At 72.2% G+C, this 20,469-nt stretch carries 18 protein-coding genes and 1 tRNA gene; 11 read left to right on the top strand and 8 right to left on the bottom strand.

Translation table 11 applies throughout. From position 1 onward, the window contains the following. Positions 1 to 18: 18 nt before the first annotated feature. The 5 genes from ACZ4VK_RS25105 to ACZ4VK_RS25125 all read right to left on the bottom strand — a co-directional run bounded on the left by ACZ4VK_RS25105 (position 19) and on the right by ACZ4VK_RS25125 (position 4,641). The gene (locus ACZ4VK_RS25105) at positions 19 to 696 is read right to left on the bottom strand and encodes a TOMM precursor leader peptide-binding protein (RefSeq protein WP_468356004.1); all 678 of its coding nucleotides are present in this window, start codon (positions 694 to 696) and stop codon (positions 19 to 21) included. A 181-nt stretch (positions 697 to 877) separates the two neighbouring features. Beyond that, positions 878 to 2,287 carry a YcaO-like family protein gene (locus ACZ4VK_RS25110; RefSeq protein WP_468356007.1) on the bottom strand — a complete coding sequence of 470 codons (1,410 nt, stop codon included), beginning with the start codon at positions 2,285 to 2,287 and terminating at the stop codon, positions 878 to 880. Continuing rightward, positions 2,284 to 3,339 carry an ABC transporter permease gene (locus ACZ4VK_RS25115; protein ID WP_468356010.1) on the bottom strand — a complete coding sequence of 352 codons (1,056 nt, stop codon included), beginning with the start codon at positions 3,337 to 3,339 and terminating at the stop codon, positions 2,284 to 2,286. The genes ACZ4VK_RS25110 and ACZ4VK_RS25115 overlap by 4 nt, the downstream gene beginning before the upstream one ends. After that, on the bottom strand, positions 3,336 to 4,370 hold the full coding sequence (locus tag ACZ4VK_RS25120; RefSeq protein ID WP_468356013.1) for an ABC transporter ATP-binding protein: 1,035 nt from the start codon (positions 4,368 to 4,370) through the stop codon (positions 3,336 to 3,338). The genes ACZ4VK_RS25115 and ACZ4VK_RS25120 overlap by 4 nt, the downstream gene beginning before the upstream one ends. Before the next feature lie 52 nt (positions 4,371 to 4,422). Continuing rightward, positions 4,423 to 4,641 carry a hypothetical protein gene (locus ACZ4VK_RS25125; RefSeq protein WP_468356016.1) on the bottom strand — a complete coding sequence of 73 codons (219 nt, stop codon included), beginning with the start codon at positions 4,639 to 4,641 and terminating at the stop codon, positions 4,423 to 4,425. Positions 4,642 to 5,011: 370 nt separating this feature from the next. Between ACZ4VK_RS25125 and ACZ4VK_RS25130 the strand changes: the two genes are divergently transcribed. The 7 genes from ACZ4VK_RS25130 (at position 5,012) to ACZ4VK_RS25160 (ending at position 11,615) form a co-directional block, all read left to right on the top strand. Continuing rightward, on the top strand, positions 5,012 to 6,073 hold the full coding sequence (locus ACZ4VK_RS25130) for a PucR family transcriptional regulator (RefSeq protein ID WP_468356019.1): 1,062 nt from the start codon (positions 5,012 to 5,014) through the stop codon (positions 6,071 to 6,073). A 149-nt stretch (positions 6,074 to 6,222) separates the two neighbouring features. Then, a complete protein-coding gene (locus tag ACZ4VK_RS25135) occupies positions 6,223 to 6,729 on the top strand; it encodes a hypothetical protein (RefSeq protein ID WP_468356022.1) in 507 nt (168 codons plus the stop codon). A gap of 53 nt (positions 6,730 to 6,782) precedes the next feature. Continuing rightward, complete coding sequence (locus ACZ4VK_RS25140) at positions 6,783 to 8,213, top strand: flotillin family protein (protein WP_468356025.1); 1,431 nt, start codon at positions 6,783 to 6,785, stop codon at positions 8,211 to 8,213. A 62-nt stretch (positions 8,214 to 8,275) separates the two neighbouring features. Then, positions 8,276 to 8,821, top strand: a complete 546-nt coding sequence (locus tag ACZ4VK_RS25145; protein WP_468356028.1) for a hypothetical protein — start codon at positions 8,276 to 8,278, stop codon at positions 8,819 to 8,821. Positions 8,822 to 8,918: 97 nt separating this feature from the next. After that, positions 8,919 to 10,832, top strand: a complete 1,914-nt coding sequence (locus ACZ4VK_RS25150) for an NAD-binding protein (RefSeq protein WP_468356030.1) — start codon at positions 8,919 to 8,921, stop codon at positions 10,830 to 10,832. Positions 10,833 to 11,033: 201 nt separating this feature from the next. Then, positions 11,034 to 11,106, top strand: a tRNA-Arg gene (locus ACZ4VK_RS25155). Positions 11,107 to 11,393: 287 nt separating this feature from the next. After that, positions 11,394 to 11,615, top strand: a complete 222-nt coding sequence (locus ACZ4VK_RS25160) for a hypothetical protein (protein WP_468356033.1) — start codon at positions 11,394 to 11,396, stop codon at positions 11,613 to 11,615. 16 nt (positions 11,616 to 11,631) lie between these two features. Here ACZ4VK_RS25160 and ACZ4VK_RS25165 read toward each other — a convergent pair whose 3' ends face one another. Both ACZ4VK_RS25165 and ACZ4VK_RS25170 read right to left on the bottom strand, forming a co-directional pair. After that, a complete protein-coding gene (locus tag ACZ4VK_RS25165) occupies positions 11,632 to 13,632 on the bottom strand; it encodes an MFS transporter (protein WP_468356036.1) in 2,001 nt (666 codons plus the stop codon). A 164-nt stretch (positions 13,633 to 13,796) separates the two neighbouring features. Next, positions 13,797 to 16,187 (bottom strand): D-alanyl-D-alanine carboxypeptidase family protein, encoded by a 2,391-nt coding sequence (locus ACZ4VK_RS25170; protein ID WP_468356039.1) that lies wholly within the window; start codon positions 16,185 to 16,187, stop codon positions 13,797 to 13,799. Positions 16,188 to 16,361: 174 nt separating this feature from the next. Between ACZ4VK_RS25170 and ACZ4VK_RS25175 the strand changes: the two genes are divergently transcribed. The 3 genes from ACZ4VK_RS25175 (at position 16,362) to ACZ4VK_RS25185 (ending at position 18,613) form a co-directional block, all read left to right on the top strand. Next, positions 16,362 to 17,060 (top strand): GOLPH3/VPS74 family protein, encoded by a 699-nt coding sequence (locus ACZ4VK_RS25175; RefSeq protein ID WP_389684944.1) that lies wholly within the window; start codon positions 16,362 to 16,364, stop codon positions 17,058 to 17,060. Between the two features lie 269 nt (positions 17,061 to 17,329). Beyond that, positions 17,330 to 18,190, top strand: a complete 861-nt coding sequence (locus ACZ4VK_RS25180; protein ID WP_468356043.1) for a helix-turn-helix domain-containing protein — start codon at positions 17,330 to 17,332, stop codon at positions 18,188 to 18,190. A 222-nt stretch (positions 18,191 to 18,412) separates the two neighbouring features. Next, positions 18,413 to 18,613, top strand: coding sequence for a DUF397 domain-containing protein (locus tag ACZ4VK_RS25185; protein ID WP_389684946.1), 201 nt, complete (start codon positions 18,413 to 18,415; stop codon positions 18,611 to 18,613). A 129-nt stretch (positions 18,614 to 18,742) separates the two neighbouring features. On the opposite strand, the gene ACZ4VK_RS25190 is transcribed toward ACZ4VK_RS25185, so the two are convergent. Continuing rightward, a complete protein-coding gene (locus ACZ4VK_RS25190) occupies positions 18,743 to 19,594 on the bottom strand; it encodes a hypothetical protein (RefSeq protein ID WP_468356046.1) in 852 nt (283 codons plus the stop codon). 82 nt (positions 19,595 to 19,676) lie between these two features. Here ACZ4VK_RS25190 and ACZ4VK_RS25195 point away from each other — a divergent pair, with 82 nt between their 5' ends. Beyond that, positions 19,677 to 20,459: an SDR family oxidoreductase gene (locus ACZ4VK_RS25195; protein WP_468356049.1), complete on the top strand. Its 783-nt coding sequence runs from the start codon at positions 19,677 to 19,679 to the stop codon at positions 20,457 to 20,459. The last annotated feature ends 10 nt before the right edge of the window (positions 20,460 to 20,469 follow it).

Genomic DNA, 20,469 nt, shown 5'->3' on the forward strand with positions numbered 1-20,469 from the left:
TCGTGCGCGGGGTCGGAGTCACTGGCCCGGGAGGGCCGCGAGAGCCGGAAGAGCGGGGAGGGCCGCGAGCTCCGCCGCGATCGCCTCGAACCGCGCCAGGCGGCTCTCGGGGGTACGGGCCGGCCGGCAGCGGGCGCACCGGTCGACGGCGACGACCGCCGAGCTGGAGGTGGCGCCCTCCACGATCCCGAAGATCCGCACGGTGGCGCCGATGCCCTCCGCCGCGCCCGGCTCACCGGGTACGGCCAGGGCCTCGCGCACCGCCTGGTCCGCGAGTCCCACGGCGATGGCGACGTGGTGCGGGGCATGTCCGGAGACCGGGGGCGCGGTGGCCCCGCCGTCCCGGGTCCGGTCCGCCGTCGGGGCGGTGTGCTGTGCACGGCGACGGGTGTAGCAGCGGTGGCACGCGGTGCGGCCGGGCACGACCACCGGTCCGCATCGCAGGTCGAGGGGGCCCGCCTGGACGGGGAACCAGGGCCGGCTCCAGGAGTGGGCGCTGGCGTCGACCATGTCGGCCAGCACTTCCCGTCCCTGCCCGGTGGCCAGCACGATCAGGTCGCTGTCGGGCCACAGGCTGGGGTGGGTGCCCTGGTTCACGTCGAGCACGGTGGACCCGGCGTAACGTGCGGCCAGCCCTTCGGCGACGGCCGCGCCGAACGCTCCCGCGGTGAGGATCAGCAGGCGCGGATCGGTCATCTTCGGACTCCTCGTCGGACGTTCACGGCGGGTGGAAGGGTGGAACGGACCGGTCGGACAGGCCGGTCAGGTGGGCCGGTCGGACGGACCGGTCGGACAGGCCGGTCAGGTGGGCCGGTCGGAGAGGCCGACCAGAGGGGCCTGTCGGACGGGTCGGTCGGACGGGCCGGACGGTCGGGTGTCAGGCGAAGGGCTGGGGGTGCGGGTTGATCTCGTCCTCACCCCGCACCGGATGGCCCATGGCGGCGGGCGCCGCGTAGAGCCGGGGGTGCGCCAGGTAGCGGGCCCGGTGCACGAAGGACAGCGGCATGAGCTGAGGGATGAGCATCCGTACGACGGTGGCTCCGACCTGCTCGGCCTCGTCGGTGGTGAGGTCGACGGCGACGACCTCACAGCCCGCGGCGTGCAGCCGTTCGAGCAGCCAGGCCAGGGCCGGCAGCGGTTCCTCGGACGGGGCCCGGGGAAGGTCGCGCAGCCCGTGCACCGGGCGTTCGCCCTCCAGCAGGAAGTCGAAGCGGTGCCGCTGGGAGAGCGGGCCGGACAGCAGGGCGCCGTCGACGACGCTGACGATGTCCTCCTCCTCCGCGGGGGCCGTGGAGTCCTTCTCGGCGGCCCGCGCCATGTGACGGAGCGCGATCCGCAGGGAGGACGCCTCGCGGTAGAGCTTGGCGATCCCCTTGCCGGGGTCCAGCTCCGCCGTCGCCGCGACGAGCTGGGCGATGACCCGGTCGTCGTCGGCGAGCTGCACCCCGTAGATCACCGGGATGCCGAGGTCGGTGGTCGCGTCGTACAGCTGGGTCCGCAGCCGTTCGCTGCTGCCGCGCTCCACGAAGGCACGGAACTCCGGGGCCAGTTCGTCCGGGTCGAAGTCCAGCCGGGGCAGCCGCAGCCGCTGGAGCCAGGTCAGGGCGATGGCGTCGCGTTCGACGATCTCCAGGATGCCGTTGACGACGGCGGCGGCCGGATCGGAGTGTGCGGCACAGCCGGTCGAGACCGGGTGGACGTAACGCTCCGCCATGGACTCCACCGGGTTCTTCAGCCAGACCTGCATGGCCGGCACGTACACCGGGCGGTTGCGGGTGAAGGACCAGCCGCGTACCCAGCGCATCGGACCTTCGGGGTCGGTGGGGACGAGCCCGCTCCGGGGGTCGGCCAGTTCGGCCGGCGAGCACCGGGGCCAGCGGTCGCTGGGGATGGCGTCCTCGCCGAGTTCGGCGGCGGTCGCCCAGACGATCTGCTCGGGGTCCCGGGCGCAGGAGGAGTAGCGTTCCAGCGATTCGGCGACCGCGAGGTGCGCGGCGCGCTCCGGGTCGAGGTCACCGCCGGCTCCGTCGAAGTTCCCGGAGCTGGGGTTGTGCTCCCAGCCGGTCTGCTCGCTGAGGACTTCGCCGGGGTTGCCGAGCGAGGCCGTGAAGATCGGGAAGTCGGGTTCGCCCTCGGCGACGGGGAGCCGGGTCACCCGGTTCACCAGGCCGTAGGAGGAGGCCAGTTGACCGATGCGGAGGAGAGATTCGGGTATGGCGGGGTGTTCGGCCCCGGCGGCCTCGGCGGCCCCGGCGGGGCTCTGGCCCATCGTACGAACGGTCATCATGCACGCTCCGTGTCCCAGCGGAACGTCCGTGCCGCGAGGGCCGTGAGCCCCGCGGCCGTCGCCGCCATCACTGTCCAGTCGAGCCACAGGGCGTGGCGTGTGATCCCGCCGACCACGTCGTGGCGCAGGGCGTCTCCGAACATCGCCAGCGGGGTCCAGGAGAGCGGCCCGGCCACCGAGTCGGGGAGGAGTTCGAGGGGGAACAGCAGTCCTGTGCTCATCAGCAGGACCGGGGTGAGCAGCCCGGAGATCGCGTTGGTCACCTCGGGCGAGGACAGCAGTCCGCCGAGCAGGTAGCCCAGGGCGAGCAGCATCACCAGGCCGATGGCCGTGGTCAGCAGCAGCCGCAGCATCGAGGCCGGCTCGAGCAGTCCGCCGGCGACGGCGCCCGTTCCCATCAGGGCCAGTACGGCCAGGGCCAGCAGGCCTCGGCCCGGGATGAGCGAGAGCAGGACGGCGGGCCGCCGGGCCGGTGTCGTCGACAGCAGCCGCAGGGTGCCGCTGGCCCGCATCGCGACGAGGGCGGAGGCGGTGCCGGTCAGGGCGAGCGAGAGCAGCGCGAAGGCGAGTACGCCGGGGATCACGAAGGCCATGGGGTCGAACAGCGCGGACCCGTCGCTGCCGACGGCCGTGACCTCCCAGCCCCGCCAGTCGGTGTCGTCCAGCGCGGCGCGCACCGCGGCGACCACCGACGGCTGTTCCGGGTCCACGGCCATCCGCAGGGTACGGGAGGCCGCGTCGGGGACGATGACCGCCGCCTTGTCCGGCTGTGGGCCGGCCTCGGCGACGGCCACGGCGCTGCTGCCGCCGCCGAGGGCCTCCTGCAGGGCGGTCGCCTGGGTGGCGGGGCCGACGACGGCGAGGTCGAAGGGGCCCCGTACCCAGGTGAGTTGCATGAGGACGACGAAGAACACCGCCATGAGGAGCGGGAAGACCACGGTGAAGAAGAGCGCCGCGGGATCGCGCAGGAGCTGTCGGGTCATGGCCCGGGAGAGCGCCTTCCACTGGCGCGTCGTCGACACGGGTGGTGCGTCGAGACCGATGCGGTTCATCGCCTGCCCTCCTGTTCCGATGCCGTGCCCGATGCCGTGCCCGATGTCATGTCCGAGGCCGTTTCCGAGGCCGTTTCCAACGAGGTTCCGGTGAGGCGGAGGAACACGTCCTCCAAGGTCGCGGGGCGCGGCCGGACGTCGGCCGCGGGGTCGAGCCCGGTGATCCACGCGGCGGTGGCGTGCGGCTCCTCCGCCGTCACCTCGAACCGCGTCCGGCCCGAGCGTCCGGCCGACTCGACGGCCGTCACGGCGTCGCCGTGACGTGCGCGCACCTGGTCGGCGAGTTCGGCCCGTCCGGTTCGTACGGAGACGACACCGCCCGGCGCGCACCGGGTGATCAGCTCTGCCGGAGAACCGGCTGCCACCACCCTTCCCTCGTGCATGACGGCGAGCCGGTCGCACATCTCCTCGGCCTCGGCCATGGCGTGGGTGGTGAGCAGGAAGGTGGTGCCGCCGGCCTGGGCCCTGCGGATCAGGTCCCAGACGGCGTGCCGGGCGTGCGGGTCGAGTCCGGTGGTGGGTTCGTCGAGGACGACCACCGGGGTGTCGCCGACCAGCGCCGTGGCAAGCAGCAGCCGCTGCTGCTGGCCGCCGGAGAGCCGGGCGGAACGTGCCCCGGCCTTCTCGGCCAGGCCTATCTCGTCGAGCAGGGCGTCCACGTCCCGGGGCGCCGGGTACAGCGCGGCCCAGGTTTCCAGGGTCTCCCGCACCTTCAGCCTCGGGAAGAGGCTCGCCTGCTGGGGCTGGAGGGCCAGGGAGGCCCGCAGGAGGTCGGTCCGTACGAGCGCGTCCTCACCGAGGACGCGGACCTGCCCCGCATCGGGCCGGCGAAGGCCCGCGATGGCCGAGATGGTACTGGTCTTGCCGGCTCCGTTACGGCCGAGGAGACCGAATATCTCGCCCGGGGCGACGGAGAAGGAAATTCCCGCCACCGCCTCGATGTCGGCGTATCTCACCCGTAGGTCGACGACTTCGAGGACGTTCTCCGAACTTTCTGGGAATTCCCTGACGTCTGGGAGCTGACTGGTCATGGCCATCTCTGCTCTCGCCCTCTGGATCAGCAGTCGTGGAAAGGGGCGGGAACTACTGCCAGCCGTTGACCGGCTTGCAGCGCGGGATCTGAACCGGGTGCGGGGTGTGAACCGAGTGCGGGATGTGCGCCTGGATCTCGCAGATCAGGTCGCCGACCTCCGGCGGCACGGGCACCGGTACCGGCCACTGCGGCCCGCCGTGCCGGTCGGCGCTCTGGCCGGCGATGTGTCCCTCGCCCTGCTCGGCGGCCGACGCGCTGCCCGCCGTCACAGCGAGACCGGTGATCGCCAGAGCCAGACACGCAGCCGCTGAAGTGATTCGAATCCGCACTGTTTCCCCCTGTTTTCGGCTTCCGTGTTCCCTCTGCGTTTCCGCTGAGAAAGACAATGCCAGCGGGGCAGGGGCCACTCCACGGCACTTGGTGTCAGCTTGCTGCAGGAGCCCTTGCAACAAGCTGACGGACGGGAAGAACCGCAGGTCGGACACGGAAAGCCGCACACCCGTCCCCCGGGGCCCCGAAGGGACCGCACTGGCGCATCCTCATCCGGCCCGGCGGGCCGGCATCGCCCCGGATCTTTGGTCCGCACATCAAGAACACGCCAAGATGGCACCGAAGACGCTTCGAGAACCCGGGGGGACCATGACGGAGAGGGAACCGGCCGAGGAGCACCTCGACGGGTACGCCGCCATCCTGGCGGACGTGTGCGCGACCGGCCGGGGGCTCACCCGTGACGAACGCGACGCCCTGCGCTCCCGCGGCGAGCGGGCCGCGGAGTCCGGCATCGGGCTCCGGGCCGCCGTCCGCGCCCACCTGACCGCGGCCGAGCGGCTGCGCCCCGGGCTTCCGAATGCCGCCGCCGACCACCTCCTGAGCGCCGTCGAGCAGGCCGTCGACGCCTTCGCCGAGGGCCACGAACGGGCCCAGCGCCTCGCGGTGCGCCAGGAGGAGGCGGCACGGCGGGAGTTCATCGACGACCTGCTCCACGGCCGCAGCGACCTCGGCCGCCTGGCCGAGCGCGCCGAACGCTTCGGGCTGCTCCTGTCCCACGCCCACGCCGTGGCCGTCGCCCAGGGCCCGGAGCCGTACGACGACGGGTACGCGGTCACCCGTACCGTCGAGTCCTCGCTCACCGCCCGCTTCGGCAACCGCCGGCTCCTGCTCACCACCAAGGACGGCCGGCTGATCTGCGTCGCCCCCGCCGACGAGCCCGACGTCCTCGCCCACTTCGCCAAGCAGGCGTACGCCGCGACCGACGGCGGCCGGGTCGCCGTCGGCCGCGCGCACCCGGGGGCGGGCGGTGTCGTCCACTCCTACGAGGAGGCCCTCAACGCCCTCGACCTCGCGGACCGCATGCACCTCGACGACCCGGTCCTGTACGCCGCCGACCTCCTGGTCTATCCCGTCCTCACCCGTGACCGGCAGGCCATGGCCGACCTCGTCCGCACCGTCCTCGGGCCGCTCAAGGAGGCCCGCGGCGGCGCGAGGCCCCTCCTCGACACCCTGAGCGCGTACTTCGACACCGGCTGCGTCACCGCCCAGGCGGCCCGCCGGCTCAATCTGAGCGTGCGGGCCATGACGTACCGCCTCGACCGCATCCACCGGCTGACCGGCGCGGACCCCGGCGACCCGGTCCAGCGCTACACCCTCCAGACCGCCGTCGTCGGCGCCCGCCTCCTGGACTGGCCCGACCAGCCGCTCTGAGCTGCGCGAGCCCCCCGTCGACGAGGACGCACACAAGCGGCATCAAGAACGCGTAAAGACTGCCGGAACCCTGCAGTGAACGTCCGTACCGCCCCGTGGGAAACTCCCAGGACAACGGGAGAGACACAGCACGGGGACAGGTGGGGCACATGGGCTGGTTTCTCGGTCTCGGCATCGTCGGTCTGGTGCTGCTCGTCCTGGCCCTGGTGCTCGACGGGGTGCTGGAGGGGGTCCTCGACGGGTTCGGCGGGGGTCTCGACGGGTTTCTCTCGTTGCCGGTGATCGCCGGGTTCGTGTCGGCGCTCGGGTTCACGGGGGCGATCGTCCTCGGAACCACCGGTACGGGGGCGGGGGGCGCCGCCGGTGCGGGCGTGGCCGTGGGGGGTGTCGTGGGGTGGGTGACCTGGCGGTTCAGCCGGGCACTGACGCGCGACGGGGCCGCGCCCGCACCGCGGGGCGAGGACCTGGCCGGTACGAGCGGCTCGGTGGTCACCGCGATCCCGGCGGACGGGTACGGCGAGGTCCTGCTGTATCTCGCGGGCCAGCCGGTGAAGTACGCGGCGAAGGCCGACGCTCCCGTCGCCCGCGGCACCGAGGTGTGGGTCGAGTCCGTGCTGTCACCGACGTCGGTCACCGTCCGGCCGGTCGAGCGATGACCACCCGCCGCCCGCTGTTCTTCAAGGTTCGTCTCTGATCGAAAGGGGTTCCCATGAGCCCTGTACTGGTGTCCGTGGTGGGCATCGTCGTCCTTCTCGTCCTGCTCGCCCTCGTCGTCATCACCCGCTACAAGGTCGCCGGGCCCAGCGAGGCGTTCATCATCACCGGCCGGCGCGGCAAGCAGGCCACCGATCCGGCCACCGGGCGGGTGTTCACCGACAACAGCGGCCAGAAGGTCGTGGTCGGCGGCGGCGTCTTCGTCGTCCCGTTCGTCCAGCAGAAGTTCACGCTCGACCTCTCCAGCCGGCACATCCCCGTCGCCGTCCGCGGCGCGGTCACCCTGCGCGGAGTGAAGGCGAACCTGGAGGGCGTCGCGATCGTCAAGGTCGGCGGCACCGAGGACTCCATCCGGGCCGCCGCGCAGCGGTTCCTGATGCAGCAGGACGGCATCGTCGGCTTCACCCAGGAAGTGCTGTCCGGCGCGCTGCGCTCCATCGTCGGCCGGATGTCGGTCGAGGACATCATCCGCGACCGCGCGGCCTTCGCCGGGCAGGTCGCCGAGGAGGCCGAGGCCAGTCTGTCGGGTCAGGGCCTGGTCCTCGACGCCTTCCAGATCCAGGACATCACCACCGAGGGCTCCTACCTCGAGGACCTCGGCCGCCCCGAGGCCGCCCGCGCCAAGCAGGAGGCGGACATCGCCGAGGCGGTCGCCCGCCGCGCCGCCGAACAGGCCCGGCTGAAGGCGGAGGAGGAGATCGCGATCGCGCAGCGCACCCTCTACCTGAAGCAGGCCGAGATCAAGGCCCAGACCGACGAGGCCGCCGCCCAGGCGAACGCGGCCGGCCCGCTCGCCGAGGCCGACCGCCAGCAGCAGATCCTCACCGAGCAGGAGAAGGTCGCCGAGCGCCAGGCCGCCCTGACCGACCGTCAGCTCGACACCCAGGTCCGCAAGCCCGCCGACGCGGCCCGCTACCAGGCCGAGCAGGAGGCCGAGGCCCGCCGTATCGCCCTGGTCAAGCAGGCCGAGGCCGACGCGCAGCGTTCCCGCCTCACCGGTGAGGGCGAGAAGGCCCACCGCGCGGCTCTCGCCGACGCCGTCCGCATCGAGGGCGAGGCCCAGGCCGCGGCCATCGCCGCCAGGGGCTCCGCCGAGGCCGAGGCGATGCGCAAGAAGGCCGACGCCTTCGCCCAGTACGGCGACGCGGCCGTCCTGCAGATGCTCGTCGAGGTCCTGCCGCAGGTCGTCGCCAAGGCGTCCGAGCCGCTGTCCGCCATCGACAAGATGACCGTCATCTCCACGGACGGGGCGAGCCAGTTGACCCGCACGGTCACCGACAACGTCGCCCAGGGCATGGAACTCCTCTCCTCCACCACGGGAGTCGACCTCGCCCAGCTCCTCCAGGGCATCACCCGGAAGAAGCCGGTCCCCGGCCCGGCCCAGCCGGTACCGTCCGCCGACGGCGCCATCGAGATCACCGACTGAGCGAAGAACCGAGAGAGGGGGGGCGCGGTGAGAACCGGCTTCAGGATCCACGCGGGGGCACGGTGAGAACCGGCTCCAGGATCCACGCGGGGGCTCAACTCGCCCTCTCCGGCCTGGGACTTCTCGCCGCGACCCTCGCCGCCGTGCCACTCCTCCCCCCGTTCGCGGACGAGTGGCTCCTTCTCGGCACCGGCATCGCCCTGCTGGTGCCCCTGCACACGGCGACGCTCGTCCGCGCCATCGCCGTCGGCTCCCGGGACATGCGTTTCGCGAGCAGCAGGGCGAACCAGTGGCGCGCCCTGCGTTCCCTGCCCCGGCGCGTCCAGGCGCTGCTCGCCGCCATGGGCCTGGCCGGCCTGGCGCTGATCACCGGTGTCGGTGCGGACGACTCCTCGCTCCAGAAGGCGGACTCCGTCCGGGGCCGGTACTTCGCCGTCGACCCCACCGACCCCCGACGCACGCGGTTCGAGATCACCAGGGAGACGTACGAGACGCTCCGCAAGGAGGACCAGCGGGTGGCGTTCGCGTCCTACGCCCTCGTCGCGGCGGGGGGCGCCGGTCTGACGCTCGTCTTCGCGAGGCTCGACGGCCGGGTGGCCGGACGGTGAGCGGCCGGCCGCCGTCCTCGCGGCCGCACGGTGGAGTGTGGGCGGGTGACCCGCTAGGCCGCATCTCCACAGACTTCAGGTGATACGGGGAGGGACCATGACCGCGCTACCGCACCAGGGAACCGAAGCCCCACGGAACGGCGACGGCCACATGGTGGTCTGCGGCGACGACGGGCTCGCGCTCCGGCTGGCCTCCGAGTTACGGGACGTCTACCGCCAGCGGGTCGTCCTCGTCGCGCCCGGCGACGGGTCCGAGGAGACGGAGCCGTCCGCCGTACTGTCCCGGGCGTCACGACTTCTGCGCGGGGCCGACGGCGCGTCCCCGCACCCGAGGGACGTCGTATCGGCCTCCCCCACGGAGACGGCGCTGCTGCGGGCCGGAGTGGACCGGGCCGCGGCCCTGGCGCTGCTGTACGAGGACGACGAGACCAACCTGCGGGCCGCGCTCGCGGCCCGCAGGCTCAACCCGGGCCTGCGGCTCGTGGTCCGCATGTACAACCGGAAGCTCGGTCAGCACCTGGAGGAACTCCTCGACCAGGCCGCCCTGGTGACCGCTCCCGGAACCGACCGGGCCGTTCTCGACGCCTCCACCACCGTCCTGTCCGACGCGGACACCGCGGCCCCCGCGCTCGCGGCCACCGCCGTCGCCGGCACGAGCAAGGTCGTCCAGGCCGACGGCGTACTCCTGCGCGCCGCCGAACGCACCCCGCCCGGCCCCGACGAGGTCCCCGAACCCGGCCTGTGCACCCTGGCCCTGCTCTCGTCCACCGCCACCGACCCGGCGGGCGCGGAGGGTTCGGAGAGCAGCGGCCCGCAGGGCCCGCTCCTCCTGCCCGACGACCGGGCCGTGGCGGGTGCGAGCGGGCGCGGCAGCGTCGTCCTGGAGACCGTGCGGTACGCCGGTCCCAGCCTGTCCGCACGGCGACTGGCCCGCCGGGGAGCGCCGCTGCGGGAGCTCTTCTCCAGCCGCCTGAGGTGGGCGCTCGCCGGCATCGTGGTCTCCGTGCTCGCCCTGACGGCGGCCTCGGCGCTGCTTACCGACGCGGATCCCGTGCACGCGGCCTATCTGACCCTCCTTGATCTGTTCTCGATCAACGACCCGGCGGTCGAGGAGTCGACCACCCGCCAGATCCTCCAGCTCCTCTCCGGCCTCGTGGGCCTCGCACTGCTGCCGCTCCTGGTCGCCGGAGCGCTTGAGGCGCTGGGCACCTTCCGCGCCGCGGGCGCGCTCCGCCGCCCGCCCCGCGGCCTGTCCGGCCATGTCGTCCTGCTCGGCCTCGGCAAGGTCGGCTCCCGTGTCCTGGCCCGGCTGCGGGAGCTGGACATCCCCGTGGTCTGCGTCGAGGAGGACCCCGACGCCCGTGGCATCCCGCTCGCCCGGGCCCTCGGCATCCCCGTGGTCCTCGGCGACGTCACCGAGGAGGGCGTGCTGGAGGCCGCCAAGATCCACCGGGCGCACGCCCTGCTCGCCCTCACCAGCTCCGACACGACCAACCTGGAGGCGACGCTCTACGCCCGCACGGTCAAGCCCGACCTGCGCGTGGCCCTGCGCCTGTACGAGGACGACTTCGCCACCGCGGTCCACCGCACCCTGCGTACCGCGCACCCGGAAGCCCTCACCCGCAGCCGCAGCGTCTCCCACCTGGCCGCACCGGCCTTCGCGGGCGCGATGATGGGCCGCCAGATCCTCGGCGCGATCCCCGTCGAACGCAAGGTCCTGCTCTTCGCCGCCCTCCTCGTCGCCGGCCACCCCCAGTTCGAGGGCCGCACCGTCGCGGACGCCTTCCGCCCCGGCTCCTGGCGCGTCCTCGCCCTCGACACGGCCGCCCCCACGACCCGCCGCCCCGACCTGGCCTCCTCCCACCGAGCGGGCGAGGAACCCCAACTCCTCTGGGACCTCCACCCCGGCTACGTCCTGCGCCCCGAAGACCGAGTGGTCATCGCCGCCACCCGCCAAGGCCTGGCCGAACTCCGGGCCACGTCCCCGGAGCCCCACCCGAACCCGCGATAACCGCCGGGCGACCTAGGGGGGCGACCTCCGTATGCCCGATCCGCTAGGCTGTCACCGGTCAGTCGACCTGCAGGGCCCCTGCCCGGGAACCGTCCCTCCGGACCCACCCCGACAGCACCCCGCCGGAAACCTGACCAGGGCGCTTGTCTCAACCGTCCGGCGTTCCCCCCGGGGTCCCGGCCAGTCTCTTCGACAAGCCCCGCCTTCGTAGCTCAGGGGATAGAGCACCGCTCTCCTAAAGCGGGTGTCGCAGGTTCGAATCCTGCCGGGGGCACAGTGTTGGACGATGTCGAGGGTCCTTTCGCCGGGAGGCGGGAGGACCCTTGGCGTATGGGGGATGGTCTCGTGGACGTGTTGCCGTTCGTCGATGAGCATGCCGTTGTCGTCGATGCCGGGGCCCAGGAGTTGTGGCAGCGGCTGGTCGTGGGGGTCGAGCGGGCGCTTTCGCGGGAGGGTGGGGCTCGGTACGCGCGGGTGGTGCGGGCTGTGCCTCGGGGGGCCGGTGGGGTTCGGCCTCTTGCCGAGGGGTCCGAGTTTCCCGGGTTCCGGGTCTCCCGGGTCGTGCCCGGGCGGGAGCTCGCGCTTCGGGGCGGGCACCGGTTCTCCTCGTACAGCCTCGTCTTCCGGATCGAGGAGCTGACCGACGGGCGCTGCCGGTTGCGGGCCGAGACCCGGGCCGCGTTTCCCGGGGCGGCGGGGTGGGTCTATCGGCTTCTCGTCATCCGTAGCGGCGGGCACGCCCTCGGCATGCGGCGGATGCTCGCCGGCTACCTGCGGCCGTAGTGGCCTGGAGAGCCCTTCAGCGGAGTTCCTCCGGGCAGGCCGTGCCGCGTGAGAGCTTGTACGGGGCCGCCAGGCGGTAGACGCCCGCCTTCGGGGCGAGCAGTTCCGTCCACTCGTCGCCCTCCGTGTCCGCCTCCGCCTTGAACAGGCAGCCCTCCTTGTTGGCGAAGACCTTGGGGAGCTCCGTCTCCGACTCCTCGCGGGCCAGCTTCGAGGCCTCCGTCTCCTGCGGCGGTTCGATCTTGCCGCCGTTCTCGTCCACGAGCGCCAGCCACGGGGAGTACGGGACGCGGATGAGGACCCTGCCGGGGCGGTCGACGCTGATCACGACCTCGTTCGCCTCCGCGCTGTGCACCTCGGCCGGCGGGTCCGCGAGGGGGGTCGGGTTCTCCACCTCGTACAGGCGCCAGTTCGCGTCCGACCAGACCTGCTCCAGGTACGGCAGGCCCTCGCCGACCAGTTCCGCCTCCTGCTCCGCGCCCGAGTCGGGCTTGCCGGTGGGCAGGACCACGTAGTGGACGGCCCAGCGGTCGAGCCACTCCTGGTAGTTCACGGCGTTCAGGGTGTCGTCGTAGAAGAGCGGGTTCCGTTCCATGTCGGCCTGGCGGTTCCAGCCCCGTGCCAGGTTGATGTACGGGCTGAGCGCCGACGACTCGCGGTGGCTGGACGCCGGTACGACCTCGACCCGCGCCTTCCCCGCGCCCCGCACCTGGAGCTGGTTGACGAGCGGCGCGAGCTCCCGCGCCCAGGAGGCGTCCGGTGCCGTGCGGATCACGTCGTCGACGCCCTTGAAGCCGATCCAGAAGTTCAGCCCCGCGAAGGCGAGCAGCAGCGCGTACCAGCGGCGGGAGCGCGGCGCCGTGTACGGCAGGGCCGCGAGCAGCACGACTCCGGCGAAGAGCATCGGAAGCCGCGAGATGTTCGAGCCGATCTGCGAGTCGATCAGCCAGGTCAGGAGCGTGCCGATCGTGTAGACCGCCGCGGCCGTGCGGACCGTCCGCCAGTCCGCCGGGACGAGGAGGAACACCAGCGCCCCGAACGCCAGCGGCAGCGCCGTCGAGCCGAACGCCATCGGCTGCGTGCCGGAGAAGGGGAAGAGCCAGGAGGAGAGGGCGACCACGGCCACCGGCGCCAGACCGAGGGCGTACGCCCCGGGGCGCCGTTTGTTCAGGAACAGCGCCGCCGCCGCCACCCCGAGGAACAGACCCGCGACCGGGCTGCACGCCGTCGCCAGACCGGCGAGCGGCGCGGCCACCGCGGCCTTCGCCCAGCGCTTGCGGCGCCAGCGGTGCGGCCAGCAGAACACGGCCGCGACCGCGCCGAGCGCGAACATCATGCCCAGGCCGAACGTGACCCGCCCCGACAGCGCGTTGCACAGGAGGGCGAAGACGCCCGCGACCGAACAGGCCAGCGGGTTGCGGACCGTCGGGACCCGCACCAGGATCAGCGCGATCAGCGCCGCCGACAGGGTCCCGGCCACCATCATCGTGCTGCGCACACCGAGCAGCGACATCAGGTACGGCGACACGACGCTGTACGAGACCGGGTGCATCCCGCCGTACCAGGCCAGGTTGTACGCCGAGTCCGGGTGCCGGCCGACGAACTCCGCCCACGCGTCCTGCGCGGCCAGGTCCCCACCGCTGTTCGCGAAGAAGAAGAACCAGAGGACGTGGATGACGGCCGCGAGTCCGGTCGCCGCCATGACCGTGTGGCGACGCTTCCGCCGGACGACCGGAGGGCCGGGGATCGTGGCCGTGGCGGGCGGATCCATGGGGGGCGGGGTGTTCCGCTGCGCCGGGAGCACTATTCGCGACTGTGAAGTAGGACCGGATTCTGAGTCACGGTCGGCTTCACCGGTGGCTTCACGTTCGGCTTCACGGGCGGATCCGGCTTCGGCGCGGTCGGGACGGGATTCGGGGGCGGTGGGGCGGACCGGGGCAGGGGCGGGGACGGGGGCGGAGTCGTCGTCGGATCCGCTGTCGGCGCGGTCGGCGCGTGTCGGCTCGGCGGTGGTCACTGCGGCCCTTTCCCGTACTGCCCGTCTCACTTCTCACGTGTGTCACGCGTGCGTCTCGTCCCCCGAAGACGCTAACAGCTGGGCGCCCCGGAGAACCGGGGCGCCCAGCCGAGCGGGTGGCTTCTCAGCCCGCGCGGGTGTTTCTCGGCCCGCGCCCGCGCCGCTCAGCCCACGCGCGTCAGCTTCTTGTCGAAACCGGGCTCCACCAGGTCCGTCTTGAGCGCCACCGGGGAGCTGACCTTGCCGGCGCCGGTGCCGATCGACACCTGCCCGACGATGTCGCCCGCCCTGCCCGCGTGCGGGAGGACCTTGCCGCCGTCCGTGAGCTCCAGCTTCACCTGGAGGCCCGGCCAGCCGATCGCCTTGAGCTCCTTGGTGGCGACGACCGGCGTGTGGCCGCCGAGGCCGTCGTCGACGTACCCGAGGACCTGGCCCTCGCGGACCACGGCGGCCGAGGTGACGTCTTCCTTGGCCTTCTTGATCAGCTCGTAGCTGTAGTCGATGGAGAGCTGGAGCTTCTCGCCGAGCTGGTCGGCGTCCTTCGCCCCCATCACGATGCCGAGGATGCGCCTGATCTTGCCGTCGACGACCGTGTTGGCCGACCAGAGCAGATTGCCGCCCGCCGGGGTGGAGGAGCCGGTCTTGATGCCGCTCACACCCGGCTTCAGCAGGATGTTGTTGTTGTTCTCGACCCGGCCGACGCCGTCGATCGTCGCGTTCGGCATGTTCACGATCTCCCGGAACACGTCGTACTGCATGACCGCCTTCGCCAGCTTCAGCTGGTCCTGCGGGGTCGACACGGTGCTGTCGAGGAGACCGGACGGGTCCGTGTACGTGGACCGGGTCATGCCCAGGTCCTTGGCGGCGGCGTTCATCTTCTCGACGAAGGCGGCCTCCGAACCGGCGTCCCAGCGGGCGAGGAGCCGGGCCACGTTGTTCGCGGAGGGGATCATGAGGAGCTGGAGGAGCTCCTTCTCCGAGTACGTCTGGCCCTCCTGGACCGCCGCCGTCGACTCGTGCTCCGCCCTGGCCTCGTCGGCGGCCTTCTTGTCGATGGTGATCTCGGGCCCCTGCTGCTGCCCCTTGAGCGGGTGGTCGCGGAGGATCACGTACGCCGTCATCGTCTTCGTGACGCTCGCGATGGGGGCCGGCTTCTGCGCCCCGTACGTGCCCATGGAGCCGACGCCCTCGACCTCGACGGCGCCCTGCCCCTCGGTCGGCCACGGCATCGTGAGGTCGCCGCCCTCGAAGGTGAAGGTCGGCGCGGCGGAGAGCGTGAGGACGGGCGCGGGAAGCGGGCGGACCATCTGCACGATCGCAAAGACGATCAGGACGAGCAGCACGAGCGGCGTCCAGATCCGGACCCGGCGCATGGTCGTCCGCAGCGGGGTCGGCGGAGGCGGCGGCGTGTTCGTCAGCTCGGCGAGCAGGTCGAGCGGCGGCAGCGGCGGCAACGGCTGCTGCCGCGTCCGCTCCGCCTCCGCGAGAGCGGCCGGCGGGGGTACGGGGGTGGGGGCAGGGGCGGGAGTGGTGGGCCGGGCGGTCGTGGCGGGCCCGGCCGCCTCCGGTGCCGGTGCCGGTGCCGGTGCGGCTGCGGCTGCCTTGGGGGCCTTCTGCGCCGTGCCGGCGCGCTCGGCGGCCTTCTCGGCCTTCTGCTCGGCCGGGATGTCCGCACGCAGCGGCAGGAAGGTGCTGGTGCGCTCGCTGTCGGAGTCCGCGCCCAGGCCGGGCGGGAGCTTCAGCGCGGTCGTCGGCTGATCCACGGGGGGCGCCACGGGCAGACGGACGGCCTTGAACATGGTCGTCGGCTGGTCGACCGGTTCCGGGTCCTCGTCGTCAGCCGGGGCCGGGGAGCCGGACTCGGGCGCGGACGCGGACGGCGACGGGGATGCGGGGTCGGACGCGGTCGGCGGGGTGGGCTCCGAGGGCTTCTCGTCCGCCGCCCCCGGCTTCCGCGCCGCGAACCACGAAGCGGCGGACTCCTTGGCCTCGCCGGGCTCCTCCACGGGCTCCTGGACGGGCTCCTCGGCGGGTGCCGCGTCCACGTCGTCGGTCGGAGCCTCTGCCGCGGTCTCTGCCTGGGCGTCAGCCGTCGCCGTGCCGGCCGGCTCATCGGCCTCGGCGTCGGCATCGGTCTCGGCATCGGCCTCGACACCCGTCGGCTCGTCCTCCGGCTCCGGCTCGGGCTCGCCCTCGGGCTCAGCCTCCGCCCCCGGCTCCCCCGCCGTCGCGACCCACGCCGCCACCGCCGCCTTCAGGCGCTCACTCTCCGGCTCGTGAGGCTCCGGCTCGTGAGGCTCCGGCTCCGAGTCCGACGCCGGCTCCGGCTCCGCCGTCGGCGCGTCGTCCTCCGGGGTCCGCGGGGCCAGGTTCTTGAAGACGGCCGTCGGCTGGTCGACCTGAACCGACGAGGCCGACGAGGCGTCTGACTCACGTAGCACGGAGAGCCGAGGATCCCGGCCGCCGCCGCCCGAGGCCGCCGTCTCCTGAGACGACCCCTGCTGCTCCGCCCTGTCGGGGGACTCGCCCGCCACCGTGCCTCCTCCATGCGTCATGCGTACGTACGGACCATGTACCGGTCCGTGTACCAGTGTCCTGTGTGAACCCCTTGGCCCCCGTGCTAGACGAGAACGACATACCTACTGGTTCCCGGATGAACCACCCAGGCACTCTCGACAGATGAATGTGAGAGGGGTCACCCTGTCATTCATCCACGCGGGGAGGCATGGATGGGCAGGAGCCGCAGAAGTATTCCGGAAGAGCTTCTGTTGCTCGCTCTGGACCCGACCACGGGTACCACAGCGCAGCCGCAGTCGCTCGACCTCGGTCTGGCCGGAGCTCAGCTAGTGGAGCTGGCGCTGGCAGGCCGGATAGCCCCTGACGGGGATCGTATCGCCGTGGTGATGCCACGGCCGACCGGAGATCCGACCTTGGACTCCGCACTGGAACTGCTGCGCAGGCGTGGCAGTCCGGTCCGGGCCGTCCACTGGATCGGCGGGCCCCGACTGGGGCTCCGCCAGACGTATCTCTCGCATCTGGAGCGATGCGGCATGGTGCATGCCGTGGAGGGCCAGATGTGCGGGGTGTTGCCGACGACTCGCTACCAGGCGACGGAGACGGCTATCAGTCGGGAGATCCGTTCCCGGCTGGACAGTGCGATCCGCACCGGCGTACCGCCGGACCCGCGGACCGCGGCGCTCGCCGCGCTGGCCCACGCGGTCGGTCTCGGCAAGCACCTGTACCCCGGCAACGAAGGACGATCGTCGCGGTCCCGGCTGCGCGATCTGATCCGGCACGACCCCATGGGCGGACTCGTGGCGCACGCCGTGATGGACGTCCAGAACGGCGCGGCGGCACAGCCGCGCCGGAGCGCCGCGGGTGTCCCGGCGCAGCCTCGCGGCAGCATGGCCCGCGCGGCGGCGCACTAGGACGACTCCGAGGACTCCGAGGAACCCAACCGGGAGCCGCGCGGTGTGCGGGGCGGTCAGGACGGCCGCCCCGCACACGTACGCGCGCCACGAGGGCACCCGTACGTACGCCCTCCACACGTCCCACACCAGGAAGTGCGCCGGAACGTTCCTGTTCCGCCCGCGCATACGTTGTGGTCATTTTCCAGCGCACACCCGGCCATTGGTGGCAGTCTGCCAAGCGGTAGATACTCACAGCTACGCAGCAGACAGCCGGAGGTGCAGTTTCCGTGGCGTCCAACGTCAATCCCACCGTCAGGCGACGCCGATTGGGCCAGGAGCTGCGCAAGCTCCGCGAGGCGAAGAACATGACGGCCGAGCAGGTCGCCGAGCGTCTTCTCGTCTCCCAGTCCAAGATCAGCCGGCTGGAGAACGGCCGTCGCTCCATCAGTCAGCGCGATGTCCGTGACCTGTGCGGCGTGTACGAGGTCGAGGACGAGCGCATGGTCGACTCCCTCATGCAGATGGCCAAGGACTCGCGCCAGCAGGGCTGGTGGCACGCCTTCGGCGACATCCCGTACAGCGTGTACATCGGTCTGGAGACGGACGCGGAGAGTCTGCGGATGTACGAGTCGCAGATCATCCCCGGGCTGCTCCAGACCCCCGCGTACGCGGAGGCCGTCATCTCGGGCGCGATGCCGGAGTCGACACCGACCGACATCGAGAAGCGGGTCACGGTCCGCACCCGTCGTCAGGAGCGGATCCGGGACGAGGAGCGTCCGCTGCGCCTGTGGGCGGTCATCGACGAAGGTGCGCTGCACCGGATCGTCGGCAGCAGGCAGTTGATGGCGGAGCAGCTGGAGCACCTCCTGGAGCAGTCGCACCTGCCGCACGTCACCGTGCAGGTGATCCCGTTCGAGATGGGCGCGCACCCGGGGATCAGTGGCCAGTACTCGATCCTGGAGTTCCCGGACACCTCCGACTCCAGCGTCGTGTACATCGAGGGCGTGACGAGCGACCTGTATCTGGAGAAGGCGCAGGACGTCGGCAAGTACAGCGTCATGTACGAGCACCTCAGGGCGCAGGCGCTGAACGTGGAGGCGACCCGTGACTTCATCTCGGAGATGGCGAAGAAGCACGCCAGGGGCTGACTCCGAGCCGCCGGCGGGAACTCCGAGCCGGTCGAAGCAGGCTCCCACCCGGCCGGGGCAGGCACGGTACACCGGGTGATCGCTTCCACGGAAGCCGATCTGGAATATGCCACTCGGACGTGTGAACGCCGGTCCCGCCGGCGGGGACCGGCGAGTAGCGTCGATCACGCCGCCAAGAAGGTCGGTGCGACATCCCCACTGGCAGAACCGGAGTTGAGCGTCATGGCGATCATTCAGGGTGCAACGGACACGTGGACCAAGTCTTCGTACTCCGGCGGGAACGGGGCCTGCGTCGAAGTGAAGTCCCCCGTCCTCGCCGCGATCGCGGTACGGGACTCCAAGGCCCCCGAAGGCCCGTCCCTCTCCTTCGGACCGGGCTCGTGGAACGCGTTCGTCGGCGAGGTGAGCAACGGGGCCCTCTGAGCCCCGGTGCGCCCGTCACCAGCAGTACCCGAAGAGCCCTCTCGTCCGGTCCGCCGTCCTGGCCGAGGGGGCTCGGTCGTGCCCGGAAGTCCCGAAGCTCCGAAGTCCCGGAAGCTCCGCAGCCCCGGCTCAGCGCAGCTCGTCCACGTACCGGTCCGTTCCCGGCACCGTCGGGATGAACGGCGCCACCAGTTCCACCCGGCCTCCCGCCTCCCCGAGTGACTCCAGGTCCGCGAAGTGCTCCGCCCAGCACTCCCGGGGGTCCCGTTCCAGGAACCAGAGCAGCGTCAGGCGGGTGTCGACGCCCTCGACCTGCTTCACGTACGTCATGCGGTCGCCGGGCAGCGGGGTCGGCCGGAAGACCGTGACCATCGCCGCCGGTGAGCCGGCGAGGCGGCGCGGGAGCTCCCGGGTCCGCAGCCGGTCGAGCAGCGCCGCCCGCTCCTCGGGGCCCTCGGCGCCGACGACCTGGAGGACGAGCCCGGCGTAGGGGTGGTCGAGGGCGTGGAAGTCGCGGGGGCCGGCGGGCCCGTCGCGGTAGACGGTCGCCTCGTGGTCCTGGAACGAGGTGAAGACGTGCGTCCGTTCCTGGTGGACGCGGCCGTCGCGGTTGAGCCGCTTGTTGATGCCGACGGTCCACCTCATGTGTTCGTCGTAGCGGCCCTCGGTGATCCAGTACGTGGAGAGGTAGCAGCCGGCGGTGACGGGCTGCGCGACGGCGGACTTCTCCGGGCGGCGCAGTTCCCGGAGGTCGCGGGTGGCGACCCAGCGGCGGCCGGCGTACATCCAGGGCATGGCCATGGCGCCCGCGTAGTAGTGGTCGTCCTCGTACCAGCGGTTGTACGCGTACTCGTGGCCCGGGTGCGGTTCGACCAGGGTGATCAGCGCGTGTCCCGGCCGGACGCCGTACGGGCCGACGGAGGCCAGTTCCGCGTACGCCTCGCCTGTCGTGACGGCGGTGCCGCGGGTCTCCTCGCTCACTCGCGTACCCCTTCCCAAGTAGGTGACGGAGACCTACTCTGACGGACCGTCAGATGCTTTGCCAGGGTCGAGAGGGGTTCGGATGCCGCTCCGGGGGAAGACGGTCGTCGTGTCGGGTGTCGGCGCCGGGCTCGGCCACCGTGTCGCGGAGACCGTGGTGCGGGACGGGGGCAACGCGGTGCTCGGCGCGCGGACCGGGGGCAATCTCGCCACGTCCGCGGCCGCGATCGACCCGGAGGGGCGCCGTACCGCGTACCGGGTCACCGACATCACCGACGAGGAGCAGTGCGAGGCCCTCGCCGCGCTCGCCGTCGAGCGCTTCGGCGGGCTCGACGCGGTGGTCCACGTGGCCGCCCTGGACTCCCACTTCGGCGGTCTCGAGGACGCCGACTTCGCGATCTGGCAGGCCGTCCTCGACGTCAATCTGCTCGGCACGCTGCGGATGACCCGGGCCTGCCTTCCCGCGCTCAAGGAGCACGGCGGTTCGGTGGTCCTGATCGGTACGCAGTCGGCGGTGGCCGCGCCCTCGCAGGTGCGGCAGGCGGCGTACGCGGCGTCGAAGGGGGCGCTCACCTCCGCGATGTACTCGCTCGCGCACGAGCTCGGGCCGCACCGGATCCGGGTCAACACCGTGCTGCCCGGGTGGATGTGGGGGCCGCCGGTGCAGGCGTACGTCCGGTTCGCGGCGGACGCCGAAGGGGTGCCGGAGGCGGAGGTGCTCGGCCGGCTGACGGAGCGGATGGCGCTTCCGGAGCTCGCGACCGACGGGGACGTGGCGGAGGCGGTGGCCTTCCTCGCCTCGGACCGGGCGCGGGCGATCACGGGACAGTCCTTGCTGGTCAACGCGGGTGAGCTGATGCGCTGACCCGGCTCGG

It is taken from the genome of Streptomyces sp. NPDC028711, from assembly GCF_055565415.1.